Annotated in this window: 26 protein-coding genes, 1 pseudogene and 1 other annotated feature; of the genes and pseudogenes, 4 read left to right on the forward strand and 23 right to left on the reverse strand. The window is 36.3% G+C overall.

Annotated features, from left to right (window positions below):
- Nucleotides 1-144: 144 nt before the first annotated feature.
- The 21 genes and pseudogenes from DYE31_RS11515 to DYE31_RS11620 form a co-directional block, all read right to left on the reverse strand.
- A complete protein-coding gene (locus tag DYE31_RS11515; protein WP_012664225.1) occupies nucleotides 145-750 on the reverse strand; it encodes a class I SAM-dependent methyltransferase in 606 nt (201 codons plus the stop codon).
- 260 nt (nucleotides 751-1,010) lie between these two features.
- Nucleotides 1,011-1,376, reverse strand: a complete 366-nt coding sequence (gene rplL / locus DYE31_RS11520; protein WP_012664224.1) for a 50S ribosomal protein L7/L12 — start codon at nucleotides 1,374-1,376, stop codon at nucleotides 1,011-1,013.
- Between the two features lie 40 nt (nucleotides 1,377-1,416).
- Complete coding sequence (rplJ, locus tag DYE31_RS11525; RefSeq protein ID WP_012664223.1) at nucleotides 1,417-1,917, reverse strand: 50S ribosomal protein L10; 501 nt, start codon at nucleotides 1,915-1,917, stop codon at nucleotides 1,417-1,419.
- Between the two features lie 46 nt (nucleotides 1,918-1,963).
- Nucleotides 1,964-2,113, reverse strand: a sequence feature (ribosomal protein L10 leader region).
- 143 nt (nucleotides 2,114-2,256) lie between these two features.
- Entirely contained in the window at nucleotides 2,257-2,952 is a 696-nt protein-coding gene (gene rplA, locus DYE31_RS11535; protein ID WP_012664222.1) for a 50S ribosomal protein L1, read from the reverse strand.
- Between the two features lie 205 nt (nucleotides 2,953-3,157).
- Complete coding sequence (gene rplK, locus DYE31_RS11540; RefSeq protein WP_012664221.1) at nucleotides 3,158-3,580, reverse strand: 50S ribosomal protein L11; 423 nt, start codon at nucleotides 3,578-3,580, stop codon at nucleotides 3,158-3,160.
- 182 nt (nucleotides 3,581-3,762) lie between these two features.
- Nucleotides 3,763-4,311: a transcription termination/antitermination protein NusG gene (nusG, locus tag DYE31_RS11545; RefSeq protein WP_012664220.1), complete on the reverse strand. Its 549-nt coding sequence runs from the start codon at nucleotides 4,309-4,311 to the stop codon at nucleotides 3,763-3,765.
- A 20-nt stretch (nucleotides 4,312-4,331) separates the two neighbouring features.
- A complete protein-coding gene (secE, locus tag DYE31_RS11550; RefSeq protein ID WP_012664219.1) occupies nucleotides 4,332-4,529 on the reverse strand; it encodes a preprotein translocase subunit SecE in 198 nt (65 codons plus the stop codon).
- 48 nt (nucleotides 4,530-4,577) lie between these two features.
- A complete protein-coding gene (gene rpmG / locus DYE31_RS11555; protein ID WP_081427452.1) occupies nucleotides 4,578-4,721 on the reverse strand; it encodes a 50S ribosomal protein L33 in 144 nt (47 codons plus the stop codon).
- Nucleotides 4,722-4,835: 114 nt separating this feature from the next.
- A complete protein-coding gene (locus DYE31_RS11560; RefSeq protein ID WP_012664218.1) occupies nucleotides 4,836-5,420 on the reverse strand; it encodes an RNA polymerase sigma factor in 585 nt (194 codons plus the stop codon).
- 71 nt (nucleotides 5,421-5,491) lie between these two features.
- Complete coding sequence (locus DYE31_RS11565) at nucleotides 5,492-6,016, reverse strand: NYN domain-containing protein (RefSeq protein ID WP_012664217.1); 525 nt, start codon at nucleotides 6,014-6,016, stop codon at nucleotides 5,492-5,494.
- A 3-nt stretch (nucleotides 6,017-6,019) separates the two neighbouring features.
- Complete coding sequence (rlmB, locus tag DYE31_RS11570) at nucleotides 6,020-6,763, reverse strand: 23S rRNA (guanosine(2251)-2'-O)-methyltransferase RlmB (protein WP_041613069.1); 744 nt, start codon at nucleotides 6,761-6,763, stop codon at nucleotides 6,020-6,022.
- Between the two features lie 5 nt (nucleotides 6,764-6,768).
- Nucleotides 6,769-7,170, reverse strand: a complete 402-nt coding sequence (locus DYE31_RS11575) for a Mini-ribonuclease 3 (protein WP_012664215.1) — start codon at nucleotides 7,168-7,170, stop codon at nucleotides 6,769-6,771.
- Complete coding sequence (gene cysS, locus DYE31_RS11580) at nucleotides 7,163-8,563, reverse strand: cysteine--tRNA ligase (protein WP_012664214.1); 1,401 nt, start codon at nucleotides 8,561-8,563, stop codon at nucleotides 7,163-7,165. The genes DYE31_RS11575 and cysS overlap by 8 nt, the downstream gene beginning before the upstream one ends.
- A complete protein-coding gene (gene cysE / locus DYE31_RS11585; protein ID WP_174221515.1) occupies nucleotides 8,547-9,176 on the reverse strand; it encodes a serine O-acetyltransferase in 630 nt (209 codons plus the stop codon). The genes cysS and cysE overlap by 17 nt, the downstream gene beginning before the upstream one ends.
- 302 nt (nucleotides 9,177-9,478) lie before the next feature.
- Nucleotides 9,479-10,933 (reverse strand): glutamate--tRNA ligase, encoded by a 1,455-nt coding sequence (gltX, locus tag DYE31_RS11590; protein WP_012664212.1) that lies wholly within the window; start codon nucleotides 10,931-10,933, stop codon nucleotides 9,479-9,481.
- A gap of 293 nt (nucleotides 10,934-11,226) precedes the next feature.
- Complete coding sequence (locus DYE31_RS11595) at nucleotides 11,227-12,285, reverse strand: PIN/TRAM domain-containing protein (RefSeq protein ID WP_012664211.1); 1,059 nt, start codon at nucleotides 12,283-12,285, stop codon at nucleotides 11,227-11,229.
- 30 nt (nucleotides 12,286-12,315) lie between these two features.
- Nucleotides 12,316-13,686 (reverse strand): DNA repair protein RadA, encoded by a 1,371-nt coding sequence (gene radA / locus DYE31_RS11600; protein WP_012664210.1) that lies wholly within the window; start codon nucleotides 13,684-13,686, stop codon nucleotides 12,316-12,318.
- A gap of 262 nt (nucleotides 13,687-13,948) precedes the next feature.
- Nucleotides 13,949-16,414 carry an ATP-dependent Clp protease ATP-binding subunit gene (locus DYE31_RS11605; protein WP_012664209.1) on the reverse strand — a complete coding sequence of 822 codons (2,466 nt, stop codon included), beginning with the start codon at nucleotides 16,412-16,414 and terminating at the stop codon, nucleotides 13,949-13,951.
- Nucleotides 16,415-16,425: 11 nt separating this feature from the next.
- Nucleotides 16,426-17,430 carry a protein arginine kinase gene (locus DYE31_RS11610; protein WP_012664208.1) on the reverse strand — a complete coding sequence of 335 codons (1,005 nt, stop codon included), beginning with the start codon at nucleotides 17,428-17,430 and terminating at the stop codon, nucleotides 16,426-16,428.
- A 4-nt stretch (nucleotides 17,431-17,434) separates the two neighbouring features.
- A pseudogene (locus tag DYE31_RS11615) lies at nucleotides 17,435-17,821 on the reverse strand (UvrB/UvrC motif-containing protein); the annotation flags it as partial.
- 156 nt (nucleotides 17,822-17,977) lie between these two features.
- Nucleotides 17,978-18,439: a CtsR family transcriptional regulator gene (locus tag DYE31_RS11620; protein WP_012664206.1), complete on the reverse strand. Its 462-nt coding sequence runs from the start codon at nucleotides 18,437-18,439 to the stop codon at nucleotides 17,978-17,980.
- A 172-nt stretch (nucleotides 18,440-18,611) separates the two neighbouring features.
- Here DYE31_RS11620 and DYE31_RS11625 point away from each other — a divergent pair, with 172 nt between their 5' ends.
- From DYE31_RS11625 to DYE31_RS11635, 3 genes are all read left to right on the forward strand, one after another.
- Nucleotides 18,612-19,823: a NupC/NupG family nucleoside CNT transporter gene (locus tag DYE31_RS11625; RefSeq protein ID WP_012664205.1), complete on the forward strand. Its 1,212-nt coding sequence runs from the start codon at nucleotides 18,612-18,614 to the stop codon at nucleotides 19,821-19,823.
- A 170-nt stretch (nucleotides 19,824-19,993) separates the two neighbouring features.
- Nucleotides 19,994-20,437 carry an ASCH domain-containing protein gene (locus tag DYE31_RS11630; protein WP_012664204.1) on the forward strand — a complete coding sequence of 148 codons (444 nt, stop codon included), beginning with the start codon at nucleotides 19,994-19,996 and terminating at the stop codon, nucleotides 20,435-20,437.
- Between the two features lie 20 nt (nucleotides 20,438-20,457).
- On the forward strand, nucleotides 20,458-20,955 hold the full coding sequence (locus DYE31_RS11635; protein WP_012664203.1) for a GNAT family N-acetyltransferase: 498 nt from the start codon (nucleotides 20,458-20,460) through the stop codon (nucleotides 20,953-20,955).
- Between the two features lie 29 nt (nucleotides 20,956-20,984).
- Here the strand turns inward: DYE31_RS11635 and pdxT are convergent, their stop codons facing one another.
- Both pdxT and pdxS read right to left on the reverse strand, forming a co-directional pair.
- Complete coding sequence (gene pdxT / locus DYE31_RS11640) at nucleotides 20,985-21,563, reverse strand: pyridoxal 5'-phosphate synthase glutaminase subunit PdxT (protein ID WP_012664202.1); 579 nt, start codon at nucleotides 21,561-21,563, stop codon at nucleotides 20,985-20,987.
- 1 nt (nucleotide 21,564) lies between these two features.
- Complete coding sequence (gene pdxS, locus DYE31_RS11645) at nucleotides 21,565-22,452, reverse strand: pyridoxal 5'-phosphate synthase lyase subunit PdxS (protein ID WP_012664201.1); 888 nt, start codon at nucleotides 22,450-22,452, stop codon at nucleotides 21,565-21,567.
- A gap of 97 nt (nucleotides 22,453-22,549) precedes the next feature.
- On the opposite strand from pdxS, the gene pdxR reads away from it, so the two are divergent.
- Nucleotides 22,550-23,920 carry a MocR-like pyridoxine biosynthesis transcription factor PdxR gene (gene pdxR, locus DYE31_RS11650; RefSeq protein WP_012664200.1) on the forward strand — a complete coding sequence of 457 codons (1,371 nt, stop codon included), beginning with the start codon at nucleotides 22,550-22,552 and terminating at the stop codon, nucleotides 23,918-23,920.
- The last annotated feature ends 12 nt before the right edge of the window (nucleotides 23,921-23,932 follow it).

The following is a 23,932-nucleotide window of genomic DNA, read 5'->3' on the forward strand; positions in this document are numbered from 1 at the left end:
AACGGCAGCACACCTGATGACACCATTTTCTATTCTGCGTTATTAATGATTTACTTTGTTATTTTATACGTAAAAGTACACACTTATTGAACATAAATTTTTACATTCTATAACTATAACAGAAATAAAAATGAATGTCAATGGTTAATGCTTGCTTTTTAAAATATAATACCCTTTATCTTTTGCTAGGGTTTCTACATTCCCGAAAACTGCTTCCATTTTTTTCTTTGCTGATGGCATTCCTTGTTTCTTTTGAATCACTACATATAGTTCGCCATCTTTTTTCAATTTCGAATATGCATCTTCTAATATTCCGTGGACAACCGACTTCCCTGCTCTTATAGGGGGATTAGTCACAATCATATCCGCGGAATCATCTGGAATTTCAGCTAATCCATCACTTTCTTGAATCACCGCATTATCAATATGGTTTTTCTCACTATTTTCTTTGGCTAAATCTAAAGCCCGATGATTTACATCTAAAAGTATTACTTTATGATGCGGAGAAACTTTTGCGATCATTAAACCAATCGGTCCATATCCGCAACCAACATCAATAATCGTCTTACTTGGACCAGGCGGATGTTCTTTCAGAAATGTTCTTAATAACAAATCAGACCCATAATCAATTTTCCCTTTTGAAAACACTCCCGAATCAGTGGCAAGTTTTAATTCGTTCTGTTGATAACGATATTTAAAATCTTCTCTCTGACTCGCAACTTCTGGATCTTCATCATAATAATGACTCATGCTTACACCTCATTTATTTAACACTCTACAGATGCATTTCTGTCCATCTTTAGAATACACATTTATAGTTCATAAATCTATGAAAAGGCAATAAGGTGAAAGTGTTACCTCAACTCTCTTACATTAGAAAAACCCCGTTAACTCAATAACGGGGTTTTCATTTCTCAAAGAATTCAGGCTGTGAAAATCGAGATTTTCACGATATTAACAATGGTTATTAGCCTCGTTCTCTTTTCATTCAATTCAATTAGAAATTAGAATTATTTCAATTCTACTGAAGCGCCAACTTCTTCTAATTGTTCTTTAAGTTTTTCAGCTTCTTCTTTAGGTAAAGCTTCTTTGATTACTTTAGGAGCGTTGTCTACTAATTCTTTAGCATCTTTCAATCCTAAACCAGTTGCATCTTTAACAGCTTTAACAACTTTGATTTTAGATGATCCAGCTGAAGTTAATTCAACATCAAATTCAGTTTTTTCAGCAGCTTCGCCGCCACCTGCTGCACCTGCTGCTGCTACTGGAGCTGCTGCAGTTACACCAAATTCTTCTTCAATTGCTTTTACTAAGTCATTTAATTCTAATACTGACATTTCTTTAATTGCTTCAATGATTTGTTCTTGATTAGCCATTTTTAATATTCCTCCGTTTTATAAATATTTACGATGCTGATTATTCAGCACTTTCTTCTTTAGATTCTCCGACTGCTTTAACTGCATAAGCGAAGTTGCGTACAGGAGCTTGTAATACAGAAAGTAACATAGATACAAGACCGTCGTGTGATGGTAAAGAACCAACAGTTTTAACTTCTTCTGCTGAGATAATGCTACCGTCCATTACGCCTGTTTTAATTTCTAATGCTTCGTGTTCTTTAGCAAATCCAGCGATAACTTTTGCAGGAGCAACTACATCTTCAGTAGATGTTGCAACAGCTGTTGGACCTGTTAAGAATTCGTCAAGACCTTCAAGGCCTGCTTGTTCTGCAGCACGACGCATCATAGTGTTTTTGTATACTTTATACTCAACACCAGCTTCACGTAATTGTTTACGTAATTCAGTTACTTCAGCTACTGTTAAACCACGGTAATTCACGATTACTGTTGAAACAGAATTTTTAAGTTGATCAGCAATTTGTTCAACTAATTGTTTTTTTGCTTCAATAATTCCAGACATTTAGACACCTCCATATTAATTTTGTTCGGTGCTTTTCATTTGGTTGAATCCAATAAAAAAAGCACTTTCACCCCACGGCAAAAAGTGCTTGAAAGTTTTTTACAAACCACGTTCAAGTCAATTTTAGCCTCGGTAGGATATAATTTTTAAGTTATTTCTTAACTCCTACTGTCTTAGGTAAAATAATCATATTAACCAATATAACGGTTTGGATGTGATATGTCAATATGTTTTAAAAAAACTAGAGAAAATATTTTTCAAGTAAGTTCAGATTCAAATCAATTCGTTTGGCACATTATTACTTGTCATTTTCTCTAGTTCATTAATTTCAGTTATTTATTATAGTTTGAAGTTAGAAGTATCTACTTTAACACCAGGACCCATTGTAGTTGTAACTGCAACAGATTTGAAGTAAGTACCTTTTGCAGAAGCTGGTTTAGCTTTAGCAATAACATCTTGAAGAGTGTTGAAGTTTTCAACTAAATCTTCAGTGCTGAATGATACTTTACCAATTGAAGCGTGGATGATACCAGCTTTTTCAGCACGGTATTCAACTTTACCTGCTTTGATTTCTTCAACTGCTTTTTTAACATCCATAGTTACTGTACCTGTTTTAGGGTTAGGCATTAAACCTTTAGGTCCCAATACACGACCTAATTTACCAACTTCGCCCATCATATCTGGTGTAGCAACAACTACATCAAAGTCGAACCAGCCTTGTTGGATTTTAGTAGCGTATTCTGATTCACCTACGTAATCAGCGCCTGCTGCTTCTGCTTCAGAAGCTTTATCACCTTTTGCGAATACTAATACACGTTGAGTTTTACCAGTTCCGTGCGGTAATACTACTGCACCACGGATTTGCTGGTCGTTTTTACGAGTATCGATAACTAAACGGAATGCTACTTCAACAGTTGCATCAAAGTTTGCAACACTTGTTTCTTTAGCTAAGCTGATTGCGTCTTCAACACTATAGTGTTCGTTACGGTCAACTTTGCTAGCAGCATCTAGATACTTTTTACCTTTTTTAGCCATTTATTATTTCCTCCTTTAGTGGTTTTAGCGGAATGTCCTCCCACATTACTTGCTATCGCAAGTTAAGAGCAGATGACATTTGCAGCTGTTCGCAATATAAATATTGGATTAACTTTTAGTCATCTGCCATTTTGTTTCAAGTTTCAAATTGTTATTTGTGTTCGTTTAAGAGATGCAATTTTGAAAAGCTCTCTTTACTACGTTATTATTCTACAGTGATACCCATACTACGAGCAGTACCTTCGATAATACGCATAGCCGCTTCTTCATCAGCCGCATTTAAGTCAGGCATTTTTGTTTGAGCGATTTCACGTACTTGATCTTTAGTTACTGTAGCAACTTTGTTTTTGTTAGGTTCACCAGAACCTTTTTCAACGCCAGCTGCTTTTTTAAGTAGTACTGGAGCCGGTGGAGTTTTAGTAATGAATGTAAATGAACGGTCTTCATATACACTGATTTCTACCGGAATAATTAAACCTGCTTGTTCTTGTGTTCTTGCATTGAACTCTTTACAGAATCCCATGATATTCACACCTGCTTGACCTAATGCTGGACCAACTGGTGGTGCTGGGTTCGCTTTACCTGCAGGAATTTGTAATTTAACTACTTTTTCTACTTTTTTAGCCACGATGTGCACCTCCTTGATATCGTGATGTGGTCACAGGGCTCATTTTTGCCCTCCCACTCATAAAACATTTCGTGACGAAATGGCCTACCCTTTACGAGCACGACCACAGTATTATATCATTTAAAAAATGTAAAATCAATACTATTTTGCTTTTTTAGTGTATGTTGACTAAAAGCAAAACATTATAGTTTTTCGATTTGATCAAATTCCACTTCAACTGGAGTTTCTCTTCCGAACATATCTACTAGTACAGTCAACTTGAATTTGTCTGCTTCAATTTCTTGCACTTCGCCGACTTGGTTGGCAAATGGTCCTGATTTAATACGTACTTGTTCACCGACTTCAACTTCTACATCGATTGTTTTTTCTTTCATTCCCATTTGTTTCAAAATAAAGCGAACTTCATCAGGAAGCAGCGGGTTCGGTTTAGAACCAGCGCCAGCTGAACCTACAAATCCAGTTACACCTGGTGTATTTCTAACGACATACCAAGATTCGTCTGTCATGACTAACTCTACTAAAACGTATCCAGGGAATGTTTTTTTCGTTAATTTCTTCGCTTTACCATCTTTTACTTGTGTTTCTTCTTCTTCTGGTATGACAACTCTAAAAATTTGTTCTGTCATATTCATAGATTCAACACGTTTTTCTAAATTCTTTTTAACTTTATTTTCATAGCCAGAGTAAGTATGCACGGCATACCAACGCTTTGCTCCAACTTCCTCAGACATGTATGTTGTCACTCCTCATATTAACTAATTAATTCTATCAATTTACCGATTCCCAAATCTAAGGCATAGAAGAAGATCAGGAAGAATACTACTGTCACAATTACAATAGTTGTATATTTTAATATTTCTTCTTTAGTTGGCCAACTTGTCTTCTCCATCTCAGATATAACGCCTTTAAAGAAACTATCTTTAGGTGCTTTTTTCTTATCTTCAGCCATTGTCGTACCTCCAATTAGTCATTAAATTCATCCGTGGGCGCAAGGCAATTACTTCGATTCCTTGTGTATCGTATGTGCATTGCATGTTTTGCAATACTTCTTCAATACTAATCTTTCTGCAAGGTTGCTATTCTTTGGTACGGTATAATTTCTATTTCCGCATACTTCGCAATTAAGCGGGACTTTTTTCATAATACCTTCACCTTACCTATATTAAATACTCACTTACTATACATAAGAAACCCTCATCATGTCAAACGACTAGTCAATTGTAAGTTGTTCCTAAATGTAGAATAAGTAGCATTCTCATCTATAGTGTTCAAACTGTCTAAGCAATTTTTTCTTACAACGATGCAACGCATTATACACTGCTTTTTCATTGATACCTATCTTGTTTGCTATTTCCTTTGGGGAATAGTCATCCAATGTATATTGTACTACTTCTTGCTCTAATTTGCTTAATTTCTTGCAGTAAGTCATTATATCCTTACATTTTTCTTCCATTATCAATTTTTCCTCAATACTGCGTTCTGAAACAGAAACATGATATTGACTTACAGCTTCTTCTATCAGACATTGCCGTTGTTTGTCTAATCTTGTTTGCTTTCGATAATAATCATATTTTGAGGTCTTAATTAATCGGTTTAGAAAATGATCAAAGGGTATCCTTGCTGAAAGTTTATATCTATCTATACTTCTGCAGATTCTGAGGAAGATATCTTGAAGTAAGTCATCGCAATCTGAAACTGCAATGCTGCGATTTTGAATACGCTGGCGAATTAATGGTTGTAATAAGATAAGCAGTTGATTAATGGCATCTGCATCATCTGCTTGTGCACGTGAAATTAACAGAGTGATTTTTGAAGAAATGTCATCCTGTTGCTGAGGCATGAGGTCGCTCCCTTCCAAAAAAGTGAGATTATCATACCTGACATTTACTTCATTAATCAAATTGCATAATTTTATTTTTCATGGTCTCCGCGACGTATTTTTTCAAATTCTGTCAGCACATCATCTGAAAGTTGAATACGAGTTCGCGGCTTATTATTATCAAAGGTTTTCATAGATGTATTCACATGAGCTTCATTCAACTTTATATTTTGCCACATTTCTCTAGAGGGAATACGATAAGCACCTGTCCCAAAAATTGCATGTTGTTCACTTAAGTCGCTTGTCACAACAGCAATATGCGTAGTGTGCTTATCGTATAAATCATAAACGAGCCGTTCTATATAACTATCGGCTGTTTCATTTTCTTTAGTAAACACCGTTTTGATGCCATGATAGTAACTTACACTTTCATTACCTTCTTGTTCATAAGCATCGAACACACAAATGATTTCATCAGCTACTGCGGCATTATAATTTCCAATCGACAGCAATAATTTCTCTCTGGCTTCTTCTAAACTATCCTTAGCCAAATGTGTAAGATAGTCGCTTTGGCCTATCATATTATAACCATCAATAATCAAATATCGGTCTTTCATGATTTATTCACCTGCCGGATGGCGTTTGCGATAAATCTCATACATCATCAAGCTGGCAGCTACTGATGCGTTTAAGCTGTTAATATGTCCCACCATTGGAATTTTAATATAAAAATCACACTTTTCTTTGACAAGTCGGCTCATACCGTGGCCTTCATTGCCAATTACAATAGCAAGTGGCATGTCTGCTGCCATTTGTCGATAATCCGTAGCATTATCTGCAGCCGTTCCAGCTATCCAGTAGCCTTCATCTTTCAGTTGATCCATCGTCTGTGATAAGTTTGTAACACGTACAACCGGCACATGCTGGATAGCACCTGCGGAAGCTTTGGCAACCGTTTGTGTTAAGGCAACTGAACGTCTTTTAGGAATAATCACACCATCTACTCCTGCAGCATCTGCAGTACGTAAGATAGAACCTAAGTTATGCGGATCTTCTAATCCATCCAATATCACTAGAGTCGGTAATCCATCTTTATCTTTCAATTGAGCAAGAAGTTTATCTAAATCAGCATATTCATATGGTGCTACGAGTGCTGCCACACCTTGGTGGGGTGCTTCAGCTAAATGGTCTAATTTTGATTTTGGGACAGTTTGTACAACGATTTTTTGATTTTTTGCATGTTTTAAAATTTCTTCAAGTTGTTGCTTTTTCACACCGTCTTGAATCAAAATTTTATTAATAGGATGTCCTGTTGTGATTGCTTCTTTAACAGCATGACGTCCGACAATTACTGAATCTTCCACATCCATCACTCCCTTTCTTCTACTGCAGCAACAATTGCTTCTAATAGTGCTTGCAGTCTGTCTTCCCTGTTTTCTAAATATAAAAAGCCTAAAACCGCTTCTAATCCAGAACTCTTACGGTAAGTTTGTACATCTGTATTTTTAGCTTTAGTATGACTTTTCGCATTACGCCCGCGTCGCACAATTTCTTGTTCTTCTTCTGTAAACCAGTCTTCATCGTTCAATTGGTCTAAAGTAGCCGCTTGGCTTTTAGCTGAAACATAGCGTTTTGCTTGCTGATGCAATCGATTCGGTTTGGCACGTAATTTTAAAATAATATGCTTTCGGACAAATTGATCTAAAACCGCATCACCCATATATGCTAATGATAATGGGTTCAGCAGTTTTACCTGATTAGTATTATCCACGTTTAAATCTCACGCCTTGTGCTGTGTCTTCAAGAATAATATTTTGCGCTTTTAATTGATCACGAATTTCATCAGCACGTGCGAAATCTTTATTTTTTCTAGCTTCATTACGTTCTTCAATCAATGCTTCAATATCTTCATCCAACAATTCATCTTGTTGTTTGCCTTTCAATGGTATACCTAAAACATCACTGAAAATTTGGAAGACCTCTTTAAAGCGTTCGATTACTTTTTTAGAAGTTGTGTTTTCTAGTACATATTTATTTGCTAATTTAGCCAAATCATACCAAGTAGTAATCGCGTTAGCTGTATTGAAATCGTCGTCCATTACCTTTTCAAATTGTGCAAGTAATTGATCGATTTGCTCAATATATTCAGATTGATCTTCAATGTCAGTTGCAATCGCTTCGCGTTCTTCAATTGCTTGATAACTATTACGGATACGTTCTAAACCGCTTTTCGCAGATTCTACTAATTCCATATTGTAGTTGATTGGGCTGCGGTAATGTACGCTGATCATGAAGAAACGTAATACATCTGGATCTACTTCTTTAATAATATCGTGTACCAATACAAAGTTCCCTAATGATTTACTCATTTTTTCATTGTCGATATTAATGAATCCATTATGCATCCAATAGTTTGCAAACGGTGCATGGTTATGTGCTTCTGATTGTGCAATTTCATTTTCATGATGCGGGAATTGCAAATCACTGCCGCCTGCATGAATATCAATTGTTTCACCAAGTTCATTATAAGCCATTACAGAGCATTCGATATGCCAGCCCGGACGGCCTTTGCCAAATGGGCTATCCCAGCTGATTTCGCCCGGTTTTGCTTTTTTCCATAATGTGAAATCTAATGCATCTTCTTTTTGTTCACCAGATTCAATACGCGCTCCGACTTTTAAATCATCAATAGATTGGTGACTTAATTTACCGTAACCTTCAAATTTACGTGTACGGAAATAAACATCGCCGCCACTTTCATAAGCGTATCCTTTATCCACTAAATCTTTAATGAATTCGATAATGTCATCCATATGGTTCATAACACGTGGATTTGAAGTTGCTTTTTTAACATTTAAAGCACCTGTATCTTCATAGAAAGCTTGGATATAGCGATCTGCAATTTCAGGTACACTTTCATTCAACTCTTTTGAACGTTTGATTAATTTGTCATCTACATCTGTAAAGTTAGAAACATAGTTGACATCATAACCTTTATATTCGAAATAACGGCGCACCACATCATAGTTAATAGCAGGACGTGCATTACCGATATGAATATAGTTGTAGACAGTCGGTCCGCAAACATACATTTTAACCTTGCCTGGTTCTAATGGTTCGAAAGGTTCTTTTTGTCGTGTCAGTGTATTATATAATGTAATCATCTTGAATCTCTCCATTCTTAACTTGCTCTAGTTGCTTTTCTAACTGTTTCATTTGTTCGTAAATTGGATCTGGCAGATTGAGGTGATCAAAGTTTTTACCGATTCGTTTACCATGTTGTTTTACAATATGACCTGGAATACCAACAACCGTTGTATAACTTGGTACATTTTGCAATACGACAGAGTTTGCTCCGATATTAACATTAGAATCTACTTTGATGTTACCTAAAATTTTAGAACCTGCTGCAATGAGTACGTTGTCTCCGATATCAGGATGGCGTTTACCTTTTTCTTTACCAGTACCGCCTAGTGTCACGCCTTGATAAATGGTAACGTTATCGCCTATTGTACAAGTCTCCCCGATAACCACACCCATACCATGGTCAATAAACAATCTCTTTCCAATTTTAGCCCCTGGATGAATTTCAATACCTGTAAAAAAACGTGATACTTGTGAAATAATTCGTGCAGCTACGTAATGTTGCTTATTATATAATTTATGTGCCACCAAGTGACTCCAAACTGCATGTAGACCTGCATATGTTGTTGCAACTTCAAATGATGTTCTCGCAGCAGGGTCTTGTTCAAATACCATTTTTATATCGTCTCTCATTCTTTTAAACACGTTGTTCCCTCCTAATTATAAAAAAAGCACCTCTAACAACTTAATGTCAGAGGTGCCATCGCACGGTTCCACTCTTCTTCAGCATGTTCCAATGACAATTAATCGTCTTGCACATACTCTCAATAATCCCGTATTTACTATTTAAGTACACCAAGGTGCATTCAATCATATTTATGATGTGCTCACAGCCCCCGCACACTCTCTGGACATAAAATATCATCTACTAATCCTTAGTAATCACCTTTAATAATAGGTGGTTTATTTCAAAAATTCAAGCAACTTTGTGATAATTAAAGATATTTTTTCAAGCGTGTCAACACTTTTTCTTTACCTAATACTTCAATTGTATTCGGTAATTCCGGCCCATGCATTTCACCAGTAACTGCTACACGAATCGGCATAAATAATTGTTTACCTTTAATACCAGTTTCTTTTTGAACTTCTTTAATTGTTTTTTTGATTTCAGCCGCTTCAAACGGTTCTAATGCTTCTAATTTACCATATAAATGATTCATCAATTCAGGTACTTGTTCTCCGTTGATAACTTCTTTTTCTTCTTCATCTAATTCGATTTCGTCACGGAAGAACATTTCAGATAACGGTACAATTTCACCTGCATAGCTCATTTCTTTTTGGTATAAACCAATCAATTTACGACCCCATTCTAAATCTGCTTCAGAAGGAGATTCAGGAATTAAGCCAGCATTGATCAAGTGAGGCAATGCCAATTCAAATACTTTTTCAGAGTCTTTTTGTTTCATATATTGGTTGTTAACCCAAGCTAATTTTTTCTTATCGAAGAAAGCTGGTGATTTTTGCAAACGGTTTTCATCGAAGATTTTAATGAATTCTTCTTTAGAGAAGATTTCTTCTTCGCCTTCTGGAGACCAGCCAAGCAATGTAATAAAGTTGAACAATGCTTCAGGCAAGTAACCTAAGTCGCGGTATTGTTCGATGAATTGCAAGATTTGGCCATCACGTTTACTTAATTTTTTGCGTTGTTCGTTTACAATAAGTGAGATATGACCAAAACGTGGCGGTTCCCAACCGAATGCTTCATAAATCATTAATTGTTTAGGTGTATTTGACACATGGTCATCACCACGAATAACATCAGAAATTTCCATGTAATGGTCATCTGCTGCTACCGCAAAGTTATAAGTCGGTACGCCGTCTTTTTTCACGATAACCCAGTCACCGATATTATCTGATTCAAATGATACTTCGCCTTTAACCATATCATCAAATTTGTATACTTTGCCTTTAGGCACACGGAAACGAATTGAAGGCTGACGTCCTTCTGCTTCAAATGCCGCTTGTTCTTCAGCTGTTAAATGAGCGTGTTTTCCAGCGTAACGCGGTGTTTCACCACGTGTAATTTGTTCTTCACGTTCTTGTTCTAATTCTTCTTCTGTCATATAACATTTATAAGCTTTGTCTTCTGCTAATAATTGTTCAACTAAAGGATCATAGAATTTCGCACGTTCTGATTGGCGGTAAGGACCATAACCTTTGTCTTTATCTACAGATTCATCCCACTCAAGACCTAACCATTCCAAATTGCTGAATTGAGAAGATTCACCATCATCTAGATTACGTTTTTTATCAGTATCTTCAATACGTACGATAAAATCTCCATCATAATGTTTAGCATATAAGTAGTTGAATAGTGCTGTTCTGGCGTTTCCGATATGCAAATAACCAGTTGGACTTGGTGCATATCTTACTCTTACGCGTTCACTCATTATATAGTTCACTCCTGTTTTTATTGTTTTTAGGAAAAAAGAAAACTGGGAAAGCAATCTGCCTCCCTACGTTTTTCAATTCATCCATATTTATATAGAATGCTTGTGTATTCAGTGCCGTATCATTACATCATTTTATTATAGTTATAATCTACTCGGTGCACAAAAATCATCAGGCAATTCTGTACCCATTCTTACTTATTGTAGCATTACAAACAGTATTTGGTAAGCCTAATGCTTGCAAAAATCTCGTTGCTATGACTAAAAAATTGATACGATAAAATACATCTTGCTTAGATTAATTTCGCAAATATGATACGTCCTGATGAAGTTTGTAAAATACTTGTGATTTCAATATCAACATGTTTACCGACGTATGCTTTCGCATCATCAATGACCACCATTGTACCGTCTTCTAAATAACCCACGCCTTGTCCAGGTTCTTTACCCATTTTGGTAAGCAGCAGATTCAACTGGTCCCCTTGACGGACAGTCGGTTTCACAGCTTCTGATAAATCATTGACATTCAATACTTTTACGCCTTGGACATGACAAATTTTATTTAAATTGAAGTCAGTTGTAATGACATCGGCTTTATATTTATGTGCAAGTTTAATTAACAAAGCATCGATATCATTATAAGATTTTTGAGGATGTATGATTCGTGTGGGATATGAAGCATCGTGTATTTGATTCAATATATCTAAACCGTGTTGCCCTTTATCTCTCTTCACGCTATCTGTAGAATCTGCAACGATTTGCAGCTCATTAATCACACCTTGCGGAATCAATATTTCTCCGTCTAAAAATCCGCATTTAATCACATCTAAAATTCTGCCGTCAATTACTGCACTTGTGTCTATAATTTTAGGTGCGGCACTATAAGTATTCAAGTGTGCAGAACGCGCCATCTTTTCAGGTAAAAACATCAACATCTCGTCTCGTTTTTTCAAGCCGAATTGGAAACCTAAATAACTCAAGAATACTGTAATGATAATAGGTAAAACATGAAGAAATAATGAAGAACCGATTAAATTTAAAATAAAAGAAATCATTACAGAGATTAATAAGCCCATAATCAAGCCAATTGCAGCAAATAAAATTTCGATTGCACTATGGCGCATAATAAAATATTCAAGTTTGCGCAAACTTTTAATAACACGCGGAATAAACACCCCGAAAATGATAAAGAATAATACGATACCAATTAAACTGATAATATATTTATTTGTCAGCCAAGGGTATGCATTGAGTACCCCTGTATCTCTCGCTACTGACGGAATAATGACTACACCTAATGCAGCGCCCAAAATAGCATAGCTCGCCACTACAATCATTTTAATAATATTCACGCTGATGCCCCCTCTCTTTCCTTACTTGTTTCAGCGTTTCATTAATGCGAAATCCAGCGCTTCGTGCACGCTCGTTACACCAATTACTTGAATACCCTCAGGAAAATCCCAACCACCGCTATTGGTTTTAGGGATAATCACACGTTTAAATCCAAGTTTTGCGGCTTCTTGTACACGCTGTTCGATACGTGAAACGCGACGCACTTCACCTGTTAAACCAACCTCACCCACATAACAATCCATGCCATTTACGGGTTGGTCTTTAAAGCTGGAAGCGATTGCTGCAATCAGGGCTAAGTCAACAGCTGGTTCAGTCAGTCTCACTCCGCCTGCTACTTTGATATAAGCATCTTGCTGCTGCAGTAAGTAACTTTCTTTTTTCTCAAGTACAGCCATCAATAAATTTAAACGGTTATGATCAATACCCGTTGCCATTCGTCTCGGGTTATTGAAAGTTGTAGGTGTTACTAATGCTTGTACTTCAATCAATAACGGACGTGTACCTTCCATGGTCGGCACAATTGTAGAACCTGCCACATTAGTAGACCGTTCTTCTAAAAACATTTCCGATGGGTTTTTAACACCTTTCAAACCGCTATGTTTCATTTCGAAAATACCCATTTCATTGGTAGAACCAAAACGGTTTTTAACTGCACGTAAAATACGGTACGCATGATGTTCGTCACCTTCGAAATACAATACAGTATCTACCATGTGCTCTAGTAATCTCGGACCTGCAATCTGACCTTCTTTAGTCACGTGACCGACAATGAAAGTCGCAATATTCATTTGTTTAGCAATACCCATTAAAATTTGCGTACTTTCTCGTACTTGCGATACAGAACCTGGCGCAGAGTTGATATCCGGATGATAAATTGTTTGAATAGAATCTACTACGACTAAATCAGGTTCAGTCTGTTTGACCGCTTCTTTAATCACTTCTAAATCCGTTTCTGCAAACACATTCAAATTACTTGAATCTTCATCTAAACGGTCTGCTCGTAATTTAGTTTGGTTCAGTGATTCCTCACCTGTTATATATAAAACTTTTTTATTTTGTGATAATGCTGAACAGATTTGCAACAGCAATGTTGATTTACCAATACCAGGATCACCGCCAATTAAGACAAGCGAACCTTGTACAATACCGCCACCTAATACTCTATCGAATTCAGGGGAACTCGTTTTGATACGAGGTGTAGTTTCATTTTGTACTTGGTTAAGCTTGGTAACTTTTGCTGTTTGTTCTCGTGTACGCATGCCTCTTCCACTTGGCGCTTCTTTTTTCTCAATAATTTCTTCCATTTGGTTCCAAGCACCACAATTAGGACATTTTCCCATCCATTTAGGGGATTGATAGCCACATGCCATACATTCAAAAATAACTTTCTTTTTTGCCAAATTGACACCTCCTGTTTTTATGTGAAAAGCATAATTATTTTACACCTTTACTATACTAAATTCCATCTATAATAATTGACTGAAATATAACTGCACTTTCAAGAACTGCTTCCAAAATACAATCTTTTATTTTAATGCTATATTACATCATATCAGATTTTAATTTTTTACAGTATTTCAAAAGCATAAAGAAAGAGCACACACTGCTTTTTAAAGCAGCGCATGCTCTTCTTTTTATTCATTCAATTAATGATAACTACTCTTATGCTTTTGTAGCAGTTTCAACTGTTTCTTCAGTTTCACGATCATTGATGTTGTATTCGAATTTTTCACCATTATGGTCAACGACTACATCTTTACCTTCTAATTGGTTACCGTCTAAGATTAATTCACTCAAGTTGTCTTCAACTGTTTTTTGAATTGCTCTGATAAGTGGACGTGCACCATATTGAGGGTCATAGCCTTCTTCAGCAATTTTTTCTTTCGCTTTTTCAGTTACGCTGATATTAATATCTTGTTCTGATAAGCGGTCTGTAAGTTTATTAACCATTTTAGTTACAATTTCTTTCAATTCATCTTTATTAAGTTTGTGGAAGACAATAATGTCATCTACACGGTTCAAGAATTCAGGACGGAAAGCATTTTTCAATTCTTTCAACATTGTACTGCGAATTGTTTCGTAGTCTTGTCCTTCTGAAGAACCGCCGCCAAAGCCAGTAAAGCGTTGGTCTTGTAATTCTTGTGCACCGACGTTAGAAGTCATAACAATTACTGTGTTACGGAAATCTACTCTGCGTCCTTTAGTATCAGTTAAGAAACCATCATCAAGCACTTGAAGCAAGATGTTGAATACATCTGGGTGTGCTTTTTCGATTTCATCGAAAAGAATAACTGAGTAAGGTTTACGTCTTACTTTTTCAGTTAATTGACCACCATCATCATGACCTACATAGCCTGGAGGGGCACCTACTAAACGACTGACTGCGTGTTTTTCCATGAACTCACTCATATCAACACGAATCATTGCATCTTCGTCTCCGAACATTGATTCTGCTAAAGCACGTGCTAATTCAGTTTTACCTACACCAGTTGGTCCTAAGAAGATAAAGCTTCCGATTGGACGTTTAGGATCTTTCAATCCAGCACGCGCACGTCTTACAGCTTTACTGATTGAAGTAACTGCGTCTTTTTGACCGATAACACGTTCATGCAATGTGTCTTCTAAGTTCAATAGACGTTCAGATTCAGTTTCATTTAGACGAGTCAATGGAATACCAGTCCATCCAGCAATCACTTCAGCGATATCATTTTCGCTTAATGTTGTGTTAGAACCGCCTTGTGCATTTTTCCATTCGTTTTTAGCGTCTTCATATTGTTTTTCTAATTTAGTTTGTTTATCACGAAGGTTTGCAGCATTTTCGAATTCTTGAGAATGTACAGCTGCATCTTTTTCGTTTTTAACTTTTTCAATTTCTTGTTCGATTTCTTTCAAGTTTGTTGGTGTTGTATGACTTTTTAGTCTTACTTTTGAACTTGCTTCATCGATTAAGTCGATTGCTTTGTCTGGTAAGAAACGATCTGAAACATAACGGTCACTTAAACGTGCTGCTGCTTCGATTGCTTCATCAGAGATATTAATACGGTGATGTGCTTCATAACGATCACGTAAACCTTTTAAGATAGAAACTGTATCTTCAACAGTTGGTTCATCTACTTGAACAGGTTGGAAACGACGTTCTAACGCTGCATCTTTTTCAATGTGTTTACGATATTCGTCTAATGTTGTAGCACCGATTGCTTGCAATTCACCACGTGCTAATGCTGGTTTCAAGATATTAGATGCATCAATTGCACCTTCTGCGCCACCTGCACCGATTAAAGTATGCAATTCATCGATGAATAAGATAACGTCGCCAACTTGGTGAATTTCTTCCATCACTTTTTTAAGTCTTTCTTCAAATTCACCGCGGTATTTTGTACCAGCGACTACAGTACCCATGTCTAATGACATTACACGTTTATCTTTTAATGTTTCAGGTACTTCATTATTTACAATTGCTTGTGCTAAGCCTTCTGCAATTGCTGTTTTACCAACACCAGGTTCACCAATTAATACTGGGTTGTTTTTAGTACGACGACTTAAAACTTCAATCACACGTGTGATTTCTGTATCGCGTCCGACAACCGGATCTAATGTGCCGTCTTTTGCGATTACTGTTAAGTCACGTGCTAAACCATCTAATGTTGGTGTATTATTTGATTTTGTTGCTTGCGCATTTTTGTTGCTCATTTCAGGGCTGCCAAGTGCTTTTACTACTTGTGCGCGTGCTTTTGTAATATTTAAATCCAAGTTAGCAAATACACGTGCTGCTACGCCTTCATTTTCACGGATTAAACCGAGCAAGATATGCTCTGTTCCAACGAAATTATGGTGAAGTTTACGTGCTTCATCCATTGAAAGTTCAATAACTTTCTTAGCTCTTGGCGTATAGTGCAATGTGCCGACTTGTTCTTGGCCTTGTCCAATTAATTTTTCTACTTCTGCTACTACAAGGTCTTCTGTAATACCGAAACTTTCTAATACTTTTGCTGCAATACCTTCTGGTTCTTTCATTAAACCAAGAAGTAAGTGTTCAGTTCCGATATTTGAATGATTCAAACGAATCGCTTCTTCTTGTGCATGTGCTAATACACGTTGTGCACGTTCTGTAAGTCTGCCGAATAACATAGCATAACCTCCTAATTTATATGTTCTCTAATTACGTTCGCTCTTTGTTCATTTATCGATATTTCATCTGTTTCATTTATTAAAAATGGAGATTGTATCGCTACCATCATTTCATTAAAATTGAAATCTGATAGTTCAATATACCCTAAATCTACTCCTAATTTCACTTCACTTAATCGCATTGCCGCTTCTTCAACTGACATTAAGCGACTATAGCGTAATAATCCTAAAGAACGGTAGATACGGTCTTCCATTTCAACCGAACTATGCTGATCCAATTGTTTTCTGACATTCAATTCTTCGGTAATAATTTGTTGTACAATCTCTATCAATATTTCTATAATTTGTTCTTCTGTTCTTCCCAACGTCAATTGGTTCGAAACTTGGAATACATGGCCATAAACTTGCGAGCCTTCACCATATATACCTCTAATTGTAAATCCGAATCGGTTAATGGTTTGTGCGATTCGATTCATACGTTTCGTAATAGACAGTCCTGGCAGATGCAGCATGACGCTTGCACGCATTCCTGTCCCAATATTCGTTGGACACGTTGTAAGATAACCGAGTGTTTCATCAAAGCTGATGCTGAGTTTCCGATCTAATTCATCATCTACTTCTGAAGCTTTTTCAAATAAAGATGCAAGATTCATATCTGTACTCATAGCTTGAATTCTAATATGATCTTCTTCATTTACCATTATGCTTAATGATTCATCTTCATTCAACAATACTGCTGAAGCAGGTTGTTTAATCAACTCAGAACTGATTAAATGCTTTGCGACTAATTTGAGTTTGTCTCTTTGTTCCATATTACTCAATTGTAAAGTCTGCATATCTGGTAATGCATCTTGTACTTCATTAATGACTTTTTGTCCTTCAATATCAGAAGTAAACATTAAGGGGTGCACATGATTATCCAAGTTTCTTGCGAGTCGAATACGTGAAGACATGACTACTGGTGTCTCTTCACCATGTTCCATCCATTCACTCATATACATTGAATGTTCATTCATGATGCTATCCCTCACTTTCTTCTTGAAGTGCTTTAATTTCATCACGAACCACAGCAGCTTCTTCAAACAATTGTTTATCTACTAATTGTTGCAAATATTTATTTTTAGATTCAATCAATTTCTTTAATGCAATTTTGTGTGTAGAGGAAGCAGGCGTTTTACCGACATGTTCAAACTGTCCGCCCTGCACACGTCTCACAATATCCACAATATCCTCTTTAAAAGTAGTGTAACATTGCGCACATCCAAATTTACCTTTATATGCAATATCTTTAATTGTCATATGGCAGTTCGGACAACGCTTTTCTTCTCTTACATTCAACTCTTCTAAATGGATACCGTGTTTAGACGCTAAGTGCTGTAAAATTTGTTTAATTACAAACGAACCTTCCATATCTTCTTGATTGTTTTCCCAAGAGGGTTCCTCTTGATGTTCTGCTTTGATAGGTTCAACACGTTCGGGATGTGCTTCCTTTAACATCCCATTATACTTTTCGGACGCTTTTGCATCTAATTTATCGTCAGGCATGTGCAGCCTCCTTGTCTATTAATAGTAATTAATGACCGGCAATAGCTGTTTCAATATATTAGCGCGGACAATGTCTCTTGCCGCAACATCCATTCTAAGTGTGTCTCTGTCAACCACTGCAAGTATCATTTTAGCTTCACGAATTGTAATATATTGATTATCAAGCAAGCCTTCAATCACATAATGTGCTTGTTGTTGAGAAATAGAATCTCCAATAATTTGTAAGAGATGGTCAATATAACCTTTTGTATCTTTTGTTTCAACTTTGGTGATTCGTATATAACCACCGCCGCCACGTTTACTTTCTATTTCATAACCGTGTTCATTGGTGAATCTTGTCTTAATCACATAATTAAGCTGAGAAGGTACACAGTCAAAGCGTTGAGCAATATTTGCTCTTTGAATCTCAACAACATCTTTATTTGATTCCTCAAATAAATGTTTAATGTACTGTTCTATGATGTCGGACATATTATGCATGGATATCACCCCTTTTTTGACCTTCTTTGACTATATTATATGACCAACTTTGACCTTTTTCAACCAATATGTTTATAAAAAATTTGATTTTCTTGAAAAATTAGGATGTTACTTACTACCATTTTAATGTATGATATGGTATGAAAATAAAAATAAAGGGTGAAGAAAAAACATGCATATCATTATTGCCTTAATAGGCATCATCTTCTTTTTAGCACTTGCATTTGTTTTTAGCTCAGATAAGAAAAATGTCAAATGGAAATATGTCGGCATTTTACTTGTAATCCAATTCATCTTCGCGTTCTTACTTTTAAAAACAAACGTGGGAATTACAGTTATTGGCGGGATTGCAAATGGTTTCTCTTATTTGCTAGCAAAAGCAGCTGATGGAGTGAATTTCGTATTCGGAGGATTTAAATATGTTGATCCTAAGAATCCACCATTCTTCTTCAGTGTATTATTACCGATTGTATTCATCTCAGCAATTATCGGGATTTTACAATATACAAAAATCTTACCGTGGATTATCAATGTTTTAGGATTTTTAATTTCAAAAATTAACGGTATGGGACGATTAGAATCATATAACGCAGTTGCTGCGGCTATTTTAGGACAATCTGAAGTGTTTATCTCATTAAAAAAACAACTTCCTTACATACCTAAGCAACGTTTATATACACTAACAGCTTCAGCAATGTCTACAGTATCCGCTTCTATTGTCGGTGCTTACTTCACATTGCTTGAACCTAAGTACGTCGTAACAGCTATCGTATTAAACTTATTTGGCGGTTTCATTATCGCTTCGATTATCAATCCATATACAGTGGATGAAAAAGACGATAAATTATTAGTGGAAGAAACTGAAAACAAACAATCTTTCTTTGAAATGTTGGGAGAATATATCTTAGATGGATTTAAAGTTGCAGTAATTGTAGGCGCAATGTTAATCGGTTATATCGCAATCATCGCCTTATTAAACGGCATTGTCAGCGGAATCTTCACGATGGTTTCTGGCGGACACATCAAATGGGACTTCCAAACATTAATTGGTTTTGTATTCGCACCATTTGCATTCTTAACAGGTGTACCATGGCATGAAGCAGTAAAATCCGGTTCATTAATGGCAACTAAATTATTGTCAAATGAATTCGTAGCTATGCAAGGTCTAGGAAAAATGCACGGCTTATCAGATCGTGCTGTTGGTATTACTTCAGTATTCTTAGTATCATTTGCAAACTTCAGTTCAATCGGTATTATCTCAGGTGCAATCAAATCATTAAACAATGAAAAAGGTGACGTTGTTGCACGTTTCGGACTTAAATTATTATTCGGTGCAACATTAGTATCATTCATTTCTGCTGCAATTACAGGTTTCTTCATGTAAGTGTAAGCAGCTCATAAGATGACTTCCTCATTTAAGGGAGTCATCTTTTTTTATTCGTTTCAATTGATTAATTAATCAGCACTTTCATAACAATATAATCTATACTAAGTTGCTTTCTACCATTATTTAATGTAAAATCTCACTAATATAGAAGAGAAAGGAACAACCAAATGGCTATTGAAGACTACTGGAAAACATTTGTATCCCACTACCCTAAGTATCAAAACAAACCCTATACAGCATGGCAATTCGGAGTGGATCCAAACAAGCTTGCAGATTTAGTAAAACGTGGTATTAAAACTGCAACAACAAGCGGTTTAGCTTTCTACATTGCCGATCAAGAGCCCTTGCCAAAAGTTGGTGATTTGAGCATGGTTCTAGATGCACAAAACAATCCTATCTGTATTATTAAAAATACCAAAGTATATCAAACACCTTTCTCTGAAGTATCAGAAATGCATGCCTACAAAGAAGGCGAAGGAGATCGCACATTAAACTATTGGAGAACTGTTCATACGGACTTTTTCATGAAAGAATTCAACTCAATCAACCAATCTTTTTCTGAAGAAGAAATAATGGTTTGTGAAGAATTTGAATGTATACATACGTTTTAAATTAAAAATGAGGTGATTAAATGGACATAAACCAGATTCAAATCAATAAGTTTCAAGAATCAGATACACAAACAGTCGTAGAACTTATTATTCATACCCTCAGAACCACTAACATCCAAGATGAACCTGCAGAAGACATTGAGAGTTACGTTAAAGATATTACACCGGAGAGCATCCAATACAAAGCTGAAAACCTCAATTTCTATGTTTTCAAATTCAATAATGAACTGATTGCGACAGGTGCAATCGGCCCTTATTATGGAAGCAAAACTGAATCTTGTTTTTTCTCCATCTTCGTCTCACCAGATTATCAAGAACATGGTATCGGTACATTAATTATGGATACACTAGAAGATGATTACTATTACCATCGTGCTGAACGTTTAGAAATCCCCGCTTCTATCACTGGTGTTAATTTCTATCGTAAACGCGGCTATGACTATAAGAACGGTATTAAAGAACCTGATAATGAAGGTTTGATTTTTCTAGAAAAGTTTAAAAAAGCGAGCACTCTATAAAAAGAGTCCTCGCTTTTATTATCTGCAAATTAAACTGCAGCATGTTTATGTTCTGCAACGATATGATCAATGAAGTATTGTGTCACACGGTAATCATCTGTTAATTCAGGATGGAAAGAAACGCCTAAATAATTGCCTTCTTTCACCGCTACAATTTTATCATCTACAGTACTTAAGATTTCCACATTATCGCTATTTACTTTTTCGATATGTGGCGCTCTGATAAAGACTGCTTCAATATCATTTGCAATGCCTTTAATATCTAATTCTGCTTCAAAGCTGTCAACTTGGCGGCCAAATGAATTACGTTCAACAGTAATGTCTAGTTTTTGTAAATAACCCTCTTCACCTACGATGTCTTGGGCTAATACAATCAAACCTGCACAAGTACCGAACATTGGTAAATCTGAATTAACCAATGCTTCTTTAAAGCCGTATAGGTTCATCAAGCGGCGTAATGTCGTTGATTCACCGCCAGGCAGAATAAGGCCGTCAATTTCTTCTAATTGTTCAACACGTTTTACACTGACACCTTCGTGTCCGCTCAATTCAATATGGCGCAAGTGTTCTCTCACTGCGCCTTGCAAAGCGAGTACGCCGATTTTCATCTTACCAGCCACGCTCTTGCATACGTTCTTCTAGAGATAATTGATTAACATCTAAGCCTCTCATTGCTTCGCCTAATTCTTGAGCAAGTTTACCGATTAATTCGTAATCTGTGTAATGTGTTGTTGCTTGAACAATTGCTTTCGCAAATTTTTCAGGGTCTTCAGATTTGAAGATACCTGAACCGACAAATACGCCGTCTGCGCCTAATTGCATCATTAACGCAGCATCTTGAGGTGTTGCAACACCGCCAGCTGCAAAGTTAACAACAGGCAAACGTCCGTTATCTTTAATTGATTTCAATACTTCGTATGGTGCACCGATTTCTTTAGCAAATGTCATAATTTCATCGTCTGGCATTACAGTTAATTTCGCAACTTCTGAGTTAACTTGACGCATATGACGAACTGCTTCTACGATATTACCTGTTCCAGGTTCCCCTTTTGTACGCAACATCGCAGCACCTTCACCAATACGGCGTGCAGCTTCACCTAAATTACGGCATCCGCATACGAATGGTACAGTATAATCGCTTTTCAATAAATGATATTCTTCATCTGCTGGAGTTAACACTTCAGATTCATCAATGTAGTCAACACCCATTGATTCAAGTACACGTGCTTCAGTAATATGACCAATACGGCATTTTGCCATAACTGGAATTGAAACAGCATCCATTACTTCTTGAACGATTTTAGGATTACATGCACGTGCCACTCCACCAGCTGCTCTGATATCAGAAGGCACACGTTCTAAAGCCATAACAGCTACTGCTCCTGCTTCTTCTGCGATTTTAGCTTGTTCTGCATTGACAACGTCCATGATAACGCCGCCTTTTTGCATTTCAGCCATTCCACGTTTTACTCGATCTGAACCTACTTGTTTAGACATACTAAATACCCCTTTTCTAATTGATTAAATTCAGTTTAAAGGATAAACTGATAGTGTTAAAGAGTCAATTTCAATAAAAAACAGGAGGTCAGTTTAAATGTCGCAACCTTTATATATGCAGCTTTACCAAACATTAAAGGAACAAATTATCGAAGGTCAATATAAATCTGGAGACCGCTTTCCTTCTAAACGCCGTCTCGCTGAACATCATTCACTCAGCAACACAACCATTGAACATGCTTATCAGTACTTACTGGATGAAGGCTATATATATTCTAAACCGCGTTCAGGTTATTATGTCTCAGATATTGAATCGCTCCCTATCGTAACAAAAGAGACTGCCTCTTCATTTCCAGAAAATAAAAAAAATAAAGACCATCAAGCACGTTTTCATTTTGATCTGGCCCGTATTGATACAGAACACTTCCCCTGGCAGCAATTCCGCAAGTATTCTAGAGATGTATTTGACAAATCATTACCAGATATACTGCAGCCTGGTGCTCAACAAGGTGAATATAAATTACGTCAAGCTATAGCGCATTACTTATTTAACAGCAGAGGCGTTAACTGTCATCCAGATCAAATTATTATCGGTTCTTCTACAGAGCAATTGATTAATCAAGTAACTGATATATTGACTGAGCGTTCTTACATCATCGAATATCCAAGTTATCCTCCAATTAAGCAAGTATTAGATAAAAAAGGTTTGAATTATAAAAGAGTGGCTGTTAAGAAAAATGGTATCGATATGCAAAAAGTCCAAAAGTCTAAGCATCAAGTGGTCTATGTAACACCGTCTCACCAGTTTCCTACTGGTTATGTTATGAATTTAAAAACCAGAACCCAGCTTATCAACTGGGCACAGCAGCATCCAGAACGTTATATTATCGAAGATGATTATGATTCAGAATTCCGTTATTTCAGTAAACCTATTCCAGCTCTGCAAAGTTTGGATACAACAGGAAAGGTTATTTATATAAGTACGTTTTCAAAATCTCTTTTCCCAAGTTGCCGTATTGCTTTTATGGTTTTACCGCAAAATCTAATGCAGCGTTATCATCATTTACCAGATAAAGAAGGCACCACTGTGCCGGCACCTATGCAGTATATGGTTGCTGAATTTATGGAAAACGGGTCTTTTGAAAGACATCTGAATAAAATGCGTAAAGTATATCGTTATAAACTAACATATATAATAGATGCTCTATCGTCTTATAAAGATCAACTTCTAATTGAAGGTGCAACAACAGGCATGCACTTTACGATTACAGTACAAAATGGATTAACCTTAAATGAAATATTAGAACGTGCTAATTCAAATCATGTGAAATTGACACCTTTAAATAAATATATGAAAAAAAATAGCCAGAATAAAGATATTCCTAAGTTTATTATCGGTTTTGGCGGTATTAAAGATGAAGCTCTTAAATCACATACTGATGCTTTAATCAAAACACTTACAATATAGAGGTGAAATACT

Origin of the sequence: Staphylococcus carnosus (genome assembly GCF_900458435.1) — a bacterium.
GTDB lineage: Bacteria > Bacillota > Bacilli > Staphylococcales > Staphylococcaceae > Staphylococcus > Staphylococcus carnosus.